Origin of the sequence: Pseudomonas sp. KB-10, assembly GCF_018221585.1 — a bacterium.
Taxonomy (GTDB): Bacteria; Pseudomonadota; Gammaproteobacteria; order Pseudomonadales; family Pseudomonadaceae; genus Aquipseudomonas; species Aquipseudomonas yangonensis.
The window spans coordinates 266,274-279,189 of record NZ_QYYB01000002.1; the positions used below are offsets into that span (position 1 = coordinate 266,274).

Annotated in this window: 10 protein-coding genes; 1 reads left to right on the top strand and 9 read right to left on the bottom strand. The window is 62.5% G+C overall.

The features are described from left to right. Positions 1-42 precede the first annotated feature (42 nt). The 8 genes from DXK50_RS06175 to DXK50_RS06210 all read right to left on the bottom strand — a co-directional run bounded on the left by DXK50_RS06175 (position 43) and on the right by DXK50_RS06210 (position 10,686). On the bottom strand, positions 43-1,413 hold the full coding sequence (locus DXK50_RS06175) for a DUF1329 domain-containing protein (RefSeq protein ID WP_161866935.1): 1,371 nt from the start codon (positions 1,411-1,413) through the stop codon (positions 43-45). 208 nt (positions 1,414-1,621) lie between these two features. Then, a complete protein-coding gene (locus tag DXK50_RS06180; RefSeq protein WP_212629700.1) occupies positions 1,622-3,655 on the bottom strand; it encodes a DUF1302 domain-containing protein in 2,034 nt (677 codons plus the stop codon). Between the two features lie 461 nt (positions 3,656-4,116). After that, the gene (gene pepN, locus DXK50_RS06185) at positions 4,117-6,774 is read right to left on the bottom strand and encodes an aminopeptidase N (protein ID WP_212629701.1); all 2,658 of its coding nucleotides are present in this window, start codon (positions 6,772-6,774) and stop codon (positions 4,117-4,119) included. A 51-nt stretch (positions 6,775-6,825) separates the two neighbouring features. Further along, entirely contained in the window at positions 6,826-7,662 is an 837-nt protein-coding gene (locus DXK50_RS06190) for a DUF2797 domain-containing protein (RefSeq protein ID WP_212629702.1), read from the bottom strand. Then, positions 7,662-7,925 (bottom strand): YeaC family protein, encoded by a 264-nt coding sequence (locus DXK50_RS06195; protein WP_161897819.1) that lies wholly within the window; start codon positions 7,923-7,925, stop codon positions 7,662-7,664. Before DXK50_RS06195 ends, DXK50_RS06190 begins: the two co-directional genes overlap by 1 nt. A 47-nt stretch (positions 7,926-7,972) precedes the next feature. Continuing rightward, complete coding sequence (locus DXK50_RS06200; RefSeq protein WP_212629703.1) at positions 7,973-8,827, bottom strand: rhomboid family intramembrane serine protease; 855 nt, start codon at positions 8,825-8,827, stop codon at positions 7,973-7,975. Beyond that, a complete protein-coding gene (locus DXK50_RS06205; protein WP_212629704.1) occupies positions 8,824-9,798 on the bottom strand; it encodes a metallophosphoesterase in 975 nt (324 codons plus the stop codon). The genes DXK50_RS06200 and DXK50_RS06205 overlap by 4 nt, the downstream gene beginning before the upstream one ends. Then, entirely contained in the window at positions 9,799-10,686 is an 888-nt protein-coding gene (locus DXK50_RS06210) for an NAD(+) kinase (RefSeq protein ID WP_013716320.1), read from the bottom strand. A gap of 96 nt (positions 10,687-10,782) precedes the next feature. Between DXK50_RS06210 and DXK50_RS06215 the strand changes: the two genes are divergently transcribed. Beyond that, the gene (locus DXK50_RS06215) at positions 10,783-11,715 is read left to right on the top strand and encodes a DUF1853 family protein (RefSeq protein ID WP_212629705.1); all 933 of its coding nucleotides are present in this window, start codon (positions 10,783-10,785) and stop codon (positions 11,713-11,715) included. 79 nt (positions 11,716-11,794) lie between these two features. Here the strand turns inward: DXK50_RS06215 and DXK50_RS06220 are convergent, their stop codons facing one another. Continuing rightward, positions 11,795-12,904: a cyclic nucleotide-binding domain-containing protein gene (locus DXK50_RS06220; RefSeq protein ID WP_212629706.1), complete on the bottom strand. Its 1,110-nt coding sequence runs from the start codon at positions 12,902-12,904 to the stop codon at positions 11,795-11,797. Positions 12,905-12,916 lie beyond the last annotated feature (12 nt).

Below are 12,916 nucleotides of genomic sequence, written 5' to 3' on the forward strand. Positions count from 1 at the left end.
CCGCTACTACTGTAGCGGCCTTCGCCTGAGGCTACACGACTATTATCGAGTGCCGCGGCGGCGCAGGGCAGCCGGTTTGAAATAACCGTCGTCCGGAACCGCCTGGGTGAAGTCGATGGTGTTACTTTCTTCGTTATCCAGGTTCTGCACGTGGTAACGACGCGCCTGCAGGTCGTGGAACACGTCGAGCGCGGACCAGGTGGTCGGCAGGTCGTAGTAGTTTTTCAGGTAGGCAATGGAAACGCGCCACAGCTCACCACGGCCGTCGTACTGATCAACCACCGCTGCCTGCCAGCTGTCCTCGTCGAGGAACAGGGTACGCTTGGAGTAGATATGACGGGCGCCGGACTTCAGCGTGCCCTCGACCACCCATACGCGGTGCAGCTCGTTACGGGTCAGTGCCGGATTCAGGTGACCGACCTGCAGCAGATCCTTGTACTTAACCTCAGGGCTGGTGACCTTGTAGTTGTTGTACGGGATGTAGATTTCCTTCTTGCCCACCAGCTTCCAGTCGTAGCGATCCGGAGCACCGTTGAACATGTCGGTGTCATCGGCGGTACGCAGGCCATCGGCTGCGGCGATCGGCGTGTCGTAGGCCAGGTTCGGCGCACGACGCACACGGCGCTGGCCGGCGTTGTAGCCCCAGGCCTGACGTGGCTCCTTGACCTGATCCAGGGTCTCGTGAACCAGGGTCGCGCCACCGGCCAGACGCGCCGGGCTGGTGGTGAACGACAGGTAATAGAACATGATGTTGTTCAGATCGGCGAAAGAACCGTTCTGCAGGTAGTACTTGAACAGTGCTTCCTGCTGCGAGGTGACCAGCGAGTAGGAGCCGTTGCGTTGCACCGCCACTTCCGAGGCGCGACGCACGATGTAGGTGCCGCGATAGCGGGCGATGTGGTTCCACAGCGCTTCCACGCCGTTCTGCGGGATCGGGAACGGGATACCGCCATAGGCGTTGGTGAAGCCGTTGCCGCCATCGGCCAGTTGAGCGCTGGTGGCGTTCTTGATGGTGTTGTCATAGACCCACTGCGGCGCGGAGCCGGAGCGGCGGGTCTGGTACACCGGCATCTGATAGGTTTCCGGATAAGCCTTGAACATGGCGATCTGACCCGGGGTCAGGTTGGCCTCGTACTGGCTCAGGTTGGCCGCGGTGATGGTGAACAGCGGTTTGTCGTCCGGGAAGGGATTGACGTGGTGCTGGCCCGAGCGGGTGTAGCCGGCCGGCGCCTGGGTGATGCCACCGGTCCAGGCAGGGATGGTGCCGGCGGCATTGCCGGCTTTCTCGGCGCCGAAAGGCGTCAGGGTATCGCCGAGCTTGGCGGCTTCCTGCGGGGAAACGCCAGCCAGCGCGGAACCGGCGGAAAACGCCAGTGCAACGGCTACAGCCATCAGCCTGTGCTTGTTCAGCATGGGTAATTCTCCGTGAAGAGTCTGACCGGGCGCCCGAGAGCGCCCGGCATTTTTCTGGTTATAGGTACAGAGGGTGTTTACAAAGCAGCGAGCGAAGGCCAGGCAAGGCGAAACCAGTCGAAAAAGCGGAGTGTACGAGCAGTACATGAGCATTTTGAGACTGGTTCCAACGCAGCATGGCCGAGCGCAGCAATTTGTAGACGTCCTCTTAGAAGGAGTACTTGACGTTCAGACCAATGTTGTCGCGATCACGCGCACCGTTGTTCTGGCCTGCGCCGTAGAACTCGGTGTACTGGATCTCGGCTTCCAGGCTGTTCAGGTAGCTGGCGCGCATACCGACGGTGTACGCCTTGCGACCTTCGATGAAGTTGCCGGTCTGGTGCGAATTGCCTTCGAAGTCATGCTTGAACACGGCGAAGGGCGACAGGTTCACACCGGCATAGACGTCGTTCCAGGTACCAGAGAGCACCAGGGTGTAGCCGTAGGCGTTCTTGTTGACCTGGTCATCGCGATCGTAACCGGAGATGTAGGAGCCGTTACCACGGCCGGCGTAATACCGGTTACCGGTGGGCGAGCTGTACTGGAGGCTGTCGCCACGCAGGTGCTCGGAGGCCAGCTCGGCGACACCGAACAGAGAATCGAAGCCAAAGCTCGGGCCGAAGTTGTAAATCGTACCCAGAGATGTATTGAACGCTTCTACACGGGTGTAGTTGTGAATCTGATCACCCAACTGTACTTGCTGGCCGCCAATATTGACGACGCCACCGCCCGCCAGTTGGGGCGCCTGGGTCAGCAGATCGCCAAGCAGGTCATTGGTGGCCGCGATACCAACCGGGAGGTTAGGACGGTAGGACAACTCACCGAATACCGACGCATTGCCGACAGTGGTATTGAAACTGAAGCCATACATGCGGATGTCTTCGACATACTCGCGACGGGCGTTAACCTGGTTGGCAACATCGATGGTGGCGAGGCCGCCAGTCGCATTGGTTACCGCGCTGGTAAGAGCATTCGAATAGGCTGCAGCCAGCGCCGGGTTCAGAGCCGGGTTCGCAATTACGGCTTGTAACGTTGGGACCGACACGCCAGCCTGAGATGCCACCGCTTGCTGTACCTGCGGAGTCAATGCCCCTTGCGCTTGCGCGGAAATGGCAGCGAGATCAAGCCCTTCATAGGCTCCGAGATCCGCATAGATAGTCGGTTCTTTGGCATGGTAGTTGACGAAGTAGAAACCGAACTCTGTCGAGTTCAACTCTTCGGCGATATAACGGAAGGCAACGCCAAATTGACCATCGTTCTTGGCATTGATATCCGGACCGACGCTAGCCACCTTGATATTGCCGTTCGCATCGACGGTACGGCCACCCTGCAAGCCACCAACCCCTGCAGCGCTCAACCCCGAGTAGAGGCCGCCCAGCGGAATCAGGGCACGCTGGGTCGAATACGCGGTATTGCCGCCGTCTGCGAACAAATCAGTCTCGGAGAAATAGGTACCGACCGGGTCAATGGCGGTTTCCTTCCAGTTCCATTGGTAGAACGCTTCCATGGACAGGTTGTCGGTCAGCCCGAGGTTGAAGCTCAGCGCCTCGACCGGCACCAGCACTTCCTTCACTTCCGAACCCGGCAGGCGGAACTTGGCGGCATCGACCGGGTTGGTGGTATTCACGCCACCGCGATAGAACAGGCCCTCACCCCAGTTGAACACCTGCTTACCCAGACGACCGGACACCGGCATGTTGCCTACATCCCAGTTGCCATAAACATAGGCATCAAGAATCTGCGCATCGCGGCCAGCCTTATGGCGAGTCTCGCGAGTGAAAGTGTTGTTGCGCGGTGCGCTCTGGCTCGGCTGGGCCGGGGAGTTGGCGTCATAGTAATCGTTGCGCTTGTCCATGATCTGGGTGTCATAGAAAGCGGTGCCGCGAATGAATACACCGTAATTCTGGTAGGACGCTTCGAGGTCCGAGGTGATCTTGAACACCTCAGAAACCAGGCCGGTATCGAAGTTGCGATTACCGTCGTTGGTATTGATGTCGTCGTTGGTCTTGTCCTGACCCTGTACACGCCACAACTGACCGTAGGAAACGGTAGTATCGAGGGAACCGGTGATTTCGTTGTCGGCGAAGCTGAACTCTACCGCCTGAGCCTGGGCGGCGACCAGCAACGGCAGAACGCCAGCGAACGCAAAGCCGGCCTTGGCCGGGGCAAAACGTAGAACGGGCTTGCGGGACTTAATTTCCATCGAGACTCACTCCGTGGACAGATCATTCTTTTGGGCGATCCCGTAGCCGGGTCGCGAATTGCCGTGCTGACGACGGCTTCTATTTTTTATTTGCTGCGACATATGCCAACGACCAGCGAGTGCTCGCCCGCGGTCAAATCCCGCTCAGCACTGCAACCATGGTGCCAATTCAAACAGGTGTATCAGCTCAAACCGGCTTGGAAGAGCTGTTGGACGGTTTCTTTTCGTGACTGATCAGCCACTGACCAACGCGTCAGAAAAACTGGCGCATCTTGTCCTACGATCCGACGCTTTATGTCGCTCTTGAGGCAGTGCTCAGCCGCAAAGATCAGCTCGCTGTCAAGCAGCGAAACCAGAACTTAGCAGTGCAATGCATAACGGGTCACATGCATATTTCATCGGGTAACAAAAAAGTGTTACCAGCCAAAGACCGGTAACACTTCTTGTCGAGCGGAGCAGTCTTAGGCGAGGCTCTTACTCACAACTTCATAGACGTCGCTGGACAGCTCGCCGGAGGCGAGAATGCGCTCCAGTTCGGTCTTCATGAGCGCCTGGCGGGCAGGGCCGTACTTGCGCCAGCGGGTCAGCGGCGCCAGCAGGCGCGAGGCGATCTGCGGGTTGAGGGCGTTGAGGGTGATCACCTGATCGGCGAGGAAGCGGTAGCCCGCCCCGTCCGCGCGGTGAAAGTTGATCAGGTTCTGGTTGGCGAAGGCGCCGATCAATGCACGCACCTTGTTCGGGTTCTTCAGGGTGAAGGCTTCGTGCTGCATCAGCGCATGCACGCGCTCCAGCCCGCCCGGCAACGGGCAGCCGGCCTGCACGCTGAACCACTGATCCATGACCAGCGGATTGTCCTTGAAGAAGTCGGCGAACATGGCCAGGGCCTTGCCCTGTTCGTCCTGGAACGGCGAGTTGACCAGCACGGCCAGCGCGGCCAGGCGCTCGGTCATGTTGTCAGCGTTCTCGAACTGGTCGACGCAAGCCGCCAGCACCTCAGCTTTCTCGCTGAGCATCAGGTAGGACAGCGCGATGTTCTGCAGGCTGCGGCGGGCGAAGTGCGCCGCCTCGGCCACATAAGGCGTGACCTTGGAGACTTCGCGGTTGGCCTGGTAGCGCGCCCACAGCAGGGCGAACAGCGCGCTGGCCAGCTCCTTGCGGGCGAACTCGCGTGCGGCGTGAATGGCTTCGACATCCGCCACTTCGCTGATCTCGGTCAGATACGCCTCGCCCGGCAGCGAGAGCATCTCGGCGACCATGGCCTGATCCAGCGACTCGTCTTCCAGCAGGGTGCGCAAGGCAGTGACCAGGCGCTGATCCAGCACCAGGGCCTCGCCACGCTGGTGCTGGCCGATCAGCTCCTGCAGCACCTGTACCGACAGTTGCTGGCCCGCTTCCCAACGATTGAATCCATCGCTGTCGTGCTGCATGAGGAACATCAGCTGATCGCGGTCATAGGGGAAGTGCAGCTTGACCGGCGCACTGAAGCCGCGCAGCAGCGAGGGCAGCGGCTTCTCGGCGATGCCTGCGAAGGTGAAGGTCTGCTCGGCTTCGGTGACCGACAGCACGCCGCTGGTGCCCTGCGCCGCGCTTTCGCCCTGCAGGCGCAGCGGCAGCTCGCTGCCCTGGGCATCGAGCAGGCCAAGCGCCACGGGAATCACGAACGGCAGCTTCTCGCTCTGCCCCGGCGTGGCCGGGCAGCTCTGACGGAAGGTCAGGCTGTAGGTCTGCGCAGCGGCGTCATAAGCCTCGCTGACCTCCAGGCGCGGCGTGCCAGCCTGGGTGTACCAGCGTTTGAACTGGGTCAGATCGATGCCACTGGCATCCTCCATGGCCTTGACGAAATCGTCGCAGGTCACGGCCTGGCCGTCGTGGCGCTCGAAGTACAGGTCCGAGCCCTTACGAAACAGTTCCGCGCCGAGCAGGGTGTGGATCATGCGCAGCACTTCGGCACCCTTCTCGTAGATAGTCAGGGTGTAGAAGTTGGAGATTTCCATGTACGCATCCGGACGCACCGGGTGGGCCATGGGGCCGGCGTCTTCGGCGAACTGGTGGGTGCGCAGGTAGGCCACGTCCTCGATGCGCTTGACCGTGCGCGAGTGGGTGTCGGCGGAGAACTCGCTGTCACGGAACACGGTGAAGCCTTCCTTGAGCGACAGCTGGAACCAGTCGCGGCAGGTCACGCGGTTGCCCGACCAGTTGTGGAAATACTCGTGCGCCACCACCGCCTCGACGCGCTGGTGGGCGGCATCGGTTGCGGTCTCGGCCTTGGCCAGCACGCAACTGGAGTTGAAGATGTTGAGACCCTTGTTCTCCATGGCGCCCATGTTGAAGTCGTTGACCGCGACGATCATGAAGATGTCCAGATCGTACTCGCGGCCATAGACCTCCTCGTCCCACTTCATCGAGCGCTTGAGACTGTCCATGGCGTGCTGCACCTTGTCGATGTTCTCCGGCTCGACATAGATGCGCAGCGCCACCTCACGCTGGCTCATGGTGGTGAAGCTGTCCTCCACGCACCAGAGGTCACCTGCGACCAGGGCGAACAGGTAGGCCGGCTTCTTGAACGGATCCTCCCAGGTGGCCCAGTGCCGACCGCCCTCTTCCGAGCCGCTGGCAATCGGGTTGCCGTTGGACAGCAGCACCGGGTAGGCATGCTGCTCGGCGCTGACCGTGGTGGTGAATTTGCTCATCACATCCGGGCGGTCGAGGTAAAAGGTGATCTTGCGAAAGCCCTCGGCCTCGCACTGGGTACAGAACATCTTGCCGGACTTGTACAGACCTTCCAGCGCGGTGTTGCTTTCGGGGTGGATGCGCACGCTGCTGTCGACCACGAAGCGTTCCTGAGTCGGCTGCAGGGTCAGGTGGCTGTCGGTCAGGGTGTAATCGGCAGCGCTCAGCTCATGGTCGTCGAGCTTGAGCTCCAGCAGCTCCAGTTGCTGGCCGTCCAGCACCAGCTTGGGCAGGCCGGCACCAGCTTCGGGGTTGCGCCGCATGACCAGCTGCGCATGCACCAGGCTGTGATCCTCGAACAGCTCGAAGGTCAGGTGGGTTTCGTCGATCAGGTAATCGGGAACCTGATAGTCCTTCAGATAGATGGTCTTGGATTGTTCGGTGCGCATGGCTCTTGGCCTCTCGTCTGCGGCGCGCCGGGCGCCGGTGGCAATCGGGTGTCAGGCGGCGATCTCGTGGACGGCCAGCTGATAGGCGGTGTACTTGCGGATATTGATCACGCCGGTGTCGAACATCAGGTACTGGCCCTTGATACCGAGCAGGGTACCCTCGGCCAGGGGCTGCTTGTCCAGGTTGAAGCTGGTGATCTTGGCCGGATAGGCCTCGATGGGGTAACGGATTTCCAGCACCTCGGCTGCGCTCAGCGGCTGGACGGCCTGCAGGCCGAAACGTTGCTGCAGTTCGGTGATGCCCGCTGCGCAGGCGGCGAACAGTTGTTCGCGAATCGCGATCAGGTCGACCGGCGCGGCGTCGCCCTTTAGCAGCGCGCGCCAGTTGGTCTTGTCCGCCACCTGACTACGCAACAGGTCTTCGACAAAACCGGACTGCTGCCGGGTGGCCACGCGCAGGATCGGCAAGGCCTGGGTCGCGCCCTGGTCGATCCAGCGCGTCGGCACCTGGCTGGCGCGAGTGATGCCCACCTTCACGCCGCTGGAGTTGGCCAGGTACACGACATGGTCGGTCATGCAGAACTGCTCACCCCAGCTCGGTTCGCGGCAGGTGCCGGCGTCGTAGTGACATTTCTCCGGGCTCATGATGCAGATGTCGCACTGCGCCAGCTTCTGCATGCAGGGGTAGCAGTAGCCCTGACTGAAGCTGGTCTTGGTTCTGCGCCCGCAATGGCTGCAATGGATGGCGCCGAGATACTCCAGGCGCAGGTGCTTGCCCACCAGCGGATTGACCGGCACCTCTTCCTCGCCAAGGCGGAAGGCGTATTGCACCGGCGCATCCAGGTGCGCCTTCATCTTGCTCAGCGAGCCACGTCCCAACTCGCTCATCAGTGCAGGGTATCCGTGGACTTGAACAGCAGGTTCGGCACCGGCTCGGACTTGGATTGGCACTCCTGCGGGCCCATGTAGCCGGTTCGCTGATCTTCCGGCAGGTTCTGCATTTCCCAGGCGATCATCGCCTGCAGGCTCAACTCTTTCTGCTCCTGGGTCAGCTTGCGGCCATCGGGCCATTTGCCGATTTCCACGGCCAGCTTGAGGCTCTCGTAGATTTCCGGGGTGATGTTGTCGATGGCTTCGAGAAAGGACGACATAGAGTTCTCCAGTTAAACCGTAGGGCGGGCTCAACCCGCCAGATAAATCAGCGTCGCGCCAGCATACCGCCAAGCAGCCCGGTCAGGCAGCCGGTGAGAAGACCGCCGACATGCGCGGCATTGGCGATGGCGCCGAATTGCAGCAGCTCGAAGATGCCGGTCATACAGATCGCCAACCAGGCCAGCATCATCACCAGCACGCCGGGCGGCAGGCGATACGCCGGGTTCGGCGCCAGGCGCTGGTAGATCCAGCAATGCCCGAGCAGGCCGTAGAGCACGCCGGACAGGCCACCGAACATCGAAGGCCCGGCCCACCAGTATTGGGCGAAATTCGAGGCGAGGCCGAACAAAAGGGTCAGGCCGAGCAATCCAATCGCGCCCTGGCGAAATTCGATGCGCCGGCCCAGCTCCCAGTACCACAGGCTGTTCATCGCCAGATGCAGCCAGCCGAAGTGGATCAGCATCGGCGTGATCAGGCGCCACCACTGGCCGCTATCGAGCGTGGCATCCAGATAGGTCAGGTAGATGTGCTCGCCGTCGATACGAAAGTCGACGAAGCTCAGCCAGCGAATAGCGGAAAAATTCTCGCCCGCCAGCGTCACGGCGAACACGATGAAGGTACTCAGCAGCACCAGAGCCGTTATCGGGCTGCGCCGCAGTTGGGCAAGAAAGCCCTCGCGCACGGGTGCCGGGTTGGGCGGCAGCTCCGCGCCCGCGTCGCCCTGTGGGTGGCGTGCGTAGAGCTCACGCACCTGCTCAGCAAGCTCCTCACCCGGCACCCAGAGCACCTGCTGACCGCCCTCTTCCGCCACCCGGTGCGGCACACGCAGGCGCTGCAGCAAGGTGACGAACCCGCTCAGGTCAGTCTCCAGCGGCAGGCGCAGTACTTCCACTGGTGTCATCGCGGCGCCTCCTGTGGATCGACATCGACCCAGACGAACTTAGCCGCGTCCAGACGCGTCTCCTGATCCAGACGGTAAGCCACCAGACGGCCGCCGACTACCGCGCTGTAGTCCAGGCAGGCCAGGTTCGCTCGAATCGGCGCCGGCTTGCCACGTCGCCAATAGTGGCCGACGAACAGCAGCGGCTCGTGCGCGCCATATCTGAGCAGCTCGTCCTTCTGTAGCTCGGTCAGGGGCGTCTGCGCCGCCAGCTCCGGCAGGGCATCGGGTTGGAAGACGATATCGCCGTAGGTCTGCGGATTCTCTTCCCAGAACTTGGTACGGAAGTAGGAACGGGTGAAGCCGTCACCACCGGTCAGGGTCAGGCCATGCGGCAGGCGCATGTCGGTGCCGCGCAGCAGGCGATCGAGCGCCATGTTGGCGAAACTGCCAGGCACGGCCGAGGCCTGCAGGAAATGCTCGTCGATGCAGCCGTCGGGGAACTGCGCCCTGAGCGGCGCGATCAGCTCGGCGTCCCAGCAGGCATGCACGACGCGGAAACGCCCGGCGTCGAGAAACAGCGGCATCTCGTAGAACCAGCGCAGGAATTCGCGCCACTCCTGCGGATGGTCCTCGAACTGCATCAATGTCTCGCGCATCAGGCGCTGATGGCGCGGGCTGTGTTCGCGCACGTACTGGCGGCCGCTGCCCGGTGGCGCCGGCGTGCTCCAGCCCAGTGCGTTGAACTCGTGGTTGCCCATGATGCAAAGGGCCTGGCCGGCGCGCACCATGTCGTGCACCAGGTGCAGGGCTTCGCGAATGCCGGGGCCGCGGTCGACCAGGTCACCGAGAAAGATCGCCATGCGCGTCGGATGGCGCCACACGCCGCTGTGCCGGCTGTAACCCAGGCGTTCGAGCAGACGTTCGAGGGTGCGCGCACAACCGTGGATATCACCGATCAGGTCATAGCCACGATGGGGGTCGAGGGACATTCAGTCCTGCCCTCCCAGGCGGCTGCCCCAACCGAGCTTGGTTCTGCAGACCTCGTAATAGTTGTGATCCAGCGGATGGATCAGGCGCAGCTTCTGCGCCTTCTTGGCCACGTGCAGGGTGTCGCCCGGCGCACAGGTGAAGTGGTTCTGGCCGTCGCAGGACACCTGTGGGTAGATGGTCATGTCCGGCGACACCACCACCTTCAGTTCGCTGTTGCCGTCGACCACGATGGGCCGGCTGGACAGGGTGTGCGGGTACATCGGCACCACCACGATGGCATCGAGCTTGGGATGCATGATCGGCCCGCCGGCAGACAGCGCGTAGGCGGTCGAGCCGGTAGGCGTGGCGACGATAAGACCGTCGGCCTTCTGGCTGCAGACGAACTGGCCATCGATGTACAGCTCGAACTCGATCATCCGCGTCGACTTGCCGGGGTGCAGCACCACGTCGTTGAGCGCATCGCCCTGGCCGATGGCCTCGCCCTGACGGCGCACCTCGGCCTCGAGCAGGAAGCGGTTCTCGGTCAGGTACTGACCTTCCAGCACCTGTGCCACCTTCAGTTCCAGCTCATCGGGGCGGATGTCGGTGAGAAAGCCCAGGCTGCCGCGGTTGATCCCAAGCACCGGAACCTTGTGCCGCGCCAACGCGCGCGCGGCACCGAGCATGCTGCCATCGCCGCCGACGACGATCACAAGGTCGCAAACCTCGCCGAGCATCTTGCGCGAAGATGTCTGCAGGCCATGGCCAGGCAGTACATCGGCGATGGTGTCCTCGAGAATCACATGCAGGTGACGGTCGATCAGAAAGCGCTTGAGGCGACGCACGGTTTCCAGAACCCGCGTGCTCCCCAGGCGCCCGATGATGCCGACATTGCGAAATTGCTCCATGGGACCCCGCCAGACAGATAAGAAACGATGGGTGATTATCGGCCAAAGGCCTGGGGCGCAGCAAACCAGCACTGTTACTGCGCTATGCTCGGCTTCATGACCCACCATGACATGATGCACGACCTGCTGCACAGCCTGAGCAACCCTGCTGTGCGCGACCTGGCCTGGGCGCTGCGCTCTTGCCCCTTGCTCGGTGAGACCACGAAAGTCCAACGTCATCCCCTGCAAGCCAGCTGCTGGACGCGACAACCGCAGCGGCTGGCAGACTGGCTTGCGCAGCAGGACAGAGACCCCAGCCCCCTGCACAGCTGGCTGGCGGAAAAACCGGTACGCCGCCTCGGCCTGTACTACGAGCGCCTGTGGCAGTTCGCCCTGCATGCCGCACCTGACGTCGAAGTGGTCGCCGCCAACCTGCCTATCCGCCAGGGCGGTCAGACTCTGGGCGAGCTGGATCTGCTGCTGCGCGACGACGAAGGCGAGCACCATCTGGAACTGGCGGTGAAGTTCTATCTGGGCACCGGCGGCAGTGATGCCGCTGACTGGCTCGGCCCCGGCAGCCATGACCGACTCGACCTGAAGCTGAGCCATCTGGCACACCATCAACTGCCCCTGTCGTCACGACGTGAAGCACGGGGGGCATTGAACGAGCTGCAGTTAAGCGAGGCTCGCGCGGCCTTCTGGCTCGGCGGCTATCTGTTCTACCCCTGGCCTGACGGTTGCTCGGCGCCGCGCGGCGCATTACCTGGACATTGTCGGGGCGGCTGGCTGCATCGACGCGACTGGGATTGCTTCGCTGCGACAAGGCCGGATGCTCACTGGCAACCGCTGCCCAGGCTGGCCTGGCTGGCACCGGCGCAGCTGAGGGCTGACGAGGCCTGGTCTGCAGAAATATTCCAGCAATGGCTGAGCATCCTGCGCCCCGAGGCTCAGGCGCAGTTACTAGTACGCCTGGAGGAAGATCAGGCCGGACATTGGCAGGAAGTGGAGCGGCTATTCCTGGTCAACGACCAGTGGCCGACGCACTCGTAGCCCTTATGCAATCCGGGATGTATGCATCTGCAAACCCCGGATTTCATCCGGGCTACGCTTGCCCCAAAGCCAGCGCCGCTCAAAGACTGCGCTCGATACGCCCCCCGGAGCGCGCCAGATACCCGGCACCGCTCTCACACAGCAGCGCATCACGCTGTACTGCCGGCAGGCCATCGAGCCCCTCACGCAGGGCGTAAACGCTGTAACCCAGCTGAGCGAGGAGAAACACCGCGCTGCTGCTGCGTTTGCCGCTGTCGCAGTAGCACAGATAGGTGCGCGACCGATCCAGCAGACGCGCCTTCAGGCGCAACAGTTGCAACGGCATGTGCAAGGCCTGGGGCGCATGCGCCTTTTCGTACTCTTCCAGCAGGCGTACGTCGAGCCATTGCGCACCCTGTGCCAGCAACCTGGCTGCCTCGCCAAGCGAAACCTCGGCCACCACGGGCGCCTTGAGCAGGGCGAAGAAATCCTGGCGATCCAGACGCAGCACAGTGCCGGCCTCGACCATGGTAACCGTGGCATTGCGTGGTCGATCGGCAAGCAGCGCCTCCTCACCGAAACAGGCGCCCACATCCAGTTCCGCCAGCACCTGACGGTCACTGCCGGCACTGCGGATCACCTCGGCGCGACCGCTTTCCAGGAAATAACAGCAATCGCCGCTGGCACCCTCCTCCAGTACCTGACTGCCAGCCGCAAGCTCGACCCGCTGCAGGCGAGCGAGCATGCTCTGCACGTTGGCCGGCGGCACCTTGGCGAACAGCGGATTCTCCAGCAGCCGCTCCAGCCACTCGATATCGGCGCCACTCTGCTGCAGCGCCAGCAACAGGTCCTGATGCGCCACACGCCAGGTCAACAGGCGATCCAGGGTGGCACTGTCGATCATCAGCACGCTGACATCGGTGAGGGCGCGCGCGTCATGCGAGCGCGGCAGCCCTGGCGACAAGGGATGACAGCTGACCTCGCTGCCGGCCTGGACCTTCTGCGTACGCCCCTCGGCATCCTGCAGTTGCAGCTCGCCGGCCAGCAGGTAGCAGGTCAGGCGCGCCTGATCCCCCTGGCGAAACAGCAACTGCCCGGCCAACAGCGGCTGCGGCACCAGCTGGCTGCGCAGCTCGCGCCACTGCTGCTCGGAGAGCGCATTGAGCGGCGTCAGGCTGCGTAGCTGTTCGGGGGTAAGGGGTTCGCTCATGTGGGTTCCAGG

Coding starts and splice junctions, on each gene's coding strand:
- DXK50_RS06175 (WP_161866935.1), bottom strand. CDS start 1,413: ATGCTGAACAAGCACAGGCTGATGGCTGTAGCCGTTGCACTGGCGTTT.
- DXK50_RS06180 (WP_212629700.1), bottom strand. CDS start 3,655: ATGGAAATTAAGTCCCGCAAGCCCGTTCTACGTTTTGCCCCGGCCAAG.
- pepN (WP_212629701.1), bottom strand. CDS start 6,774: ATGCGCACCGAACAATCCAAGACCATCTATCTGAAGGACTATCAGGTT.
- DXK50_RS06190 (WP_212629702.1), bottom strand. CDS start 7,662: ATGAGCGAGTTGGGACGTGGCTCGCTGAGCAAGATGAAGGCGCACCTG.
- DXK50_RS06195 (WP_161897819.1), bottom strand. CDS start 7,925: ATGTCGTCCTTTCTCGAAGCCATCGACAACATCACCCCGGAAATCTAC.
- DXK50_RS06200 (WP_212629703.1), bottom strand. CDS start 8,827: ATGACACCAGTGGAAGTACTGCGCCTGCCGCTGGAGACTGACCTGAGC.
- DXK50_RS06205 (WP_212629704.1), bottom strand. CDS start 9,798: ATGTCCCTCGACCCCCATCGTGGCTATGACCTGATCGGTGATATCCAC.
- DXK50_RS06210 (WP_013716320.1), bottom strand. CDS start 10,686: ATGGAGCAATTTCGCAATGTCGGCATCATCGGGCGCCTGGGGAGCACG.
- DXK50_RS06215 (WP_212629705.1), top strand. CDS start 10,783: ATGACCCACCATGACATGATGCACGACCTGCTGCACAGCCTGAGCAAC.
- DXK50_RS06220 (WP_212629706.1), bottom strand. CDS start 12,904: ATGAGCGAACCCCTTACCCCCGAACAGCTACGCAGCCTGACGCCGCTC.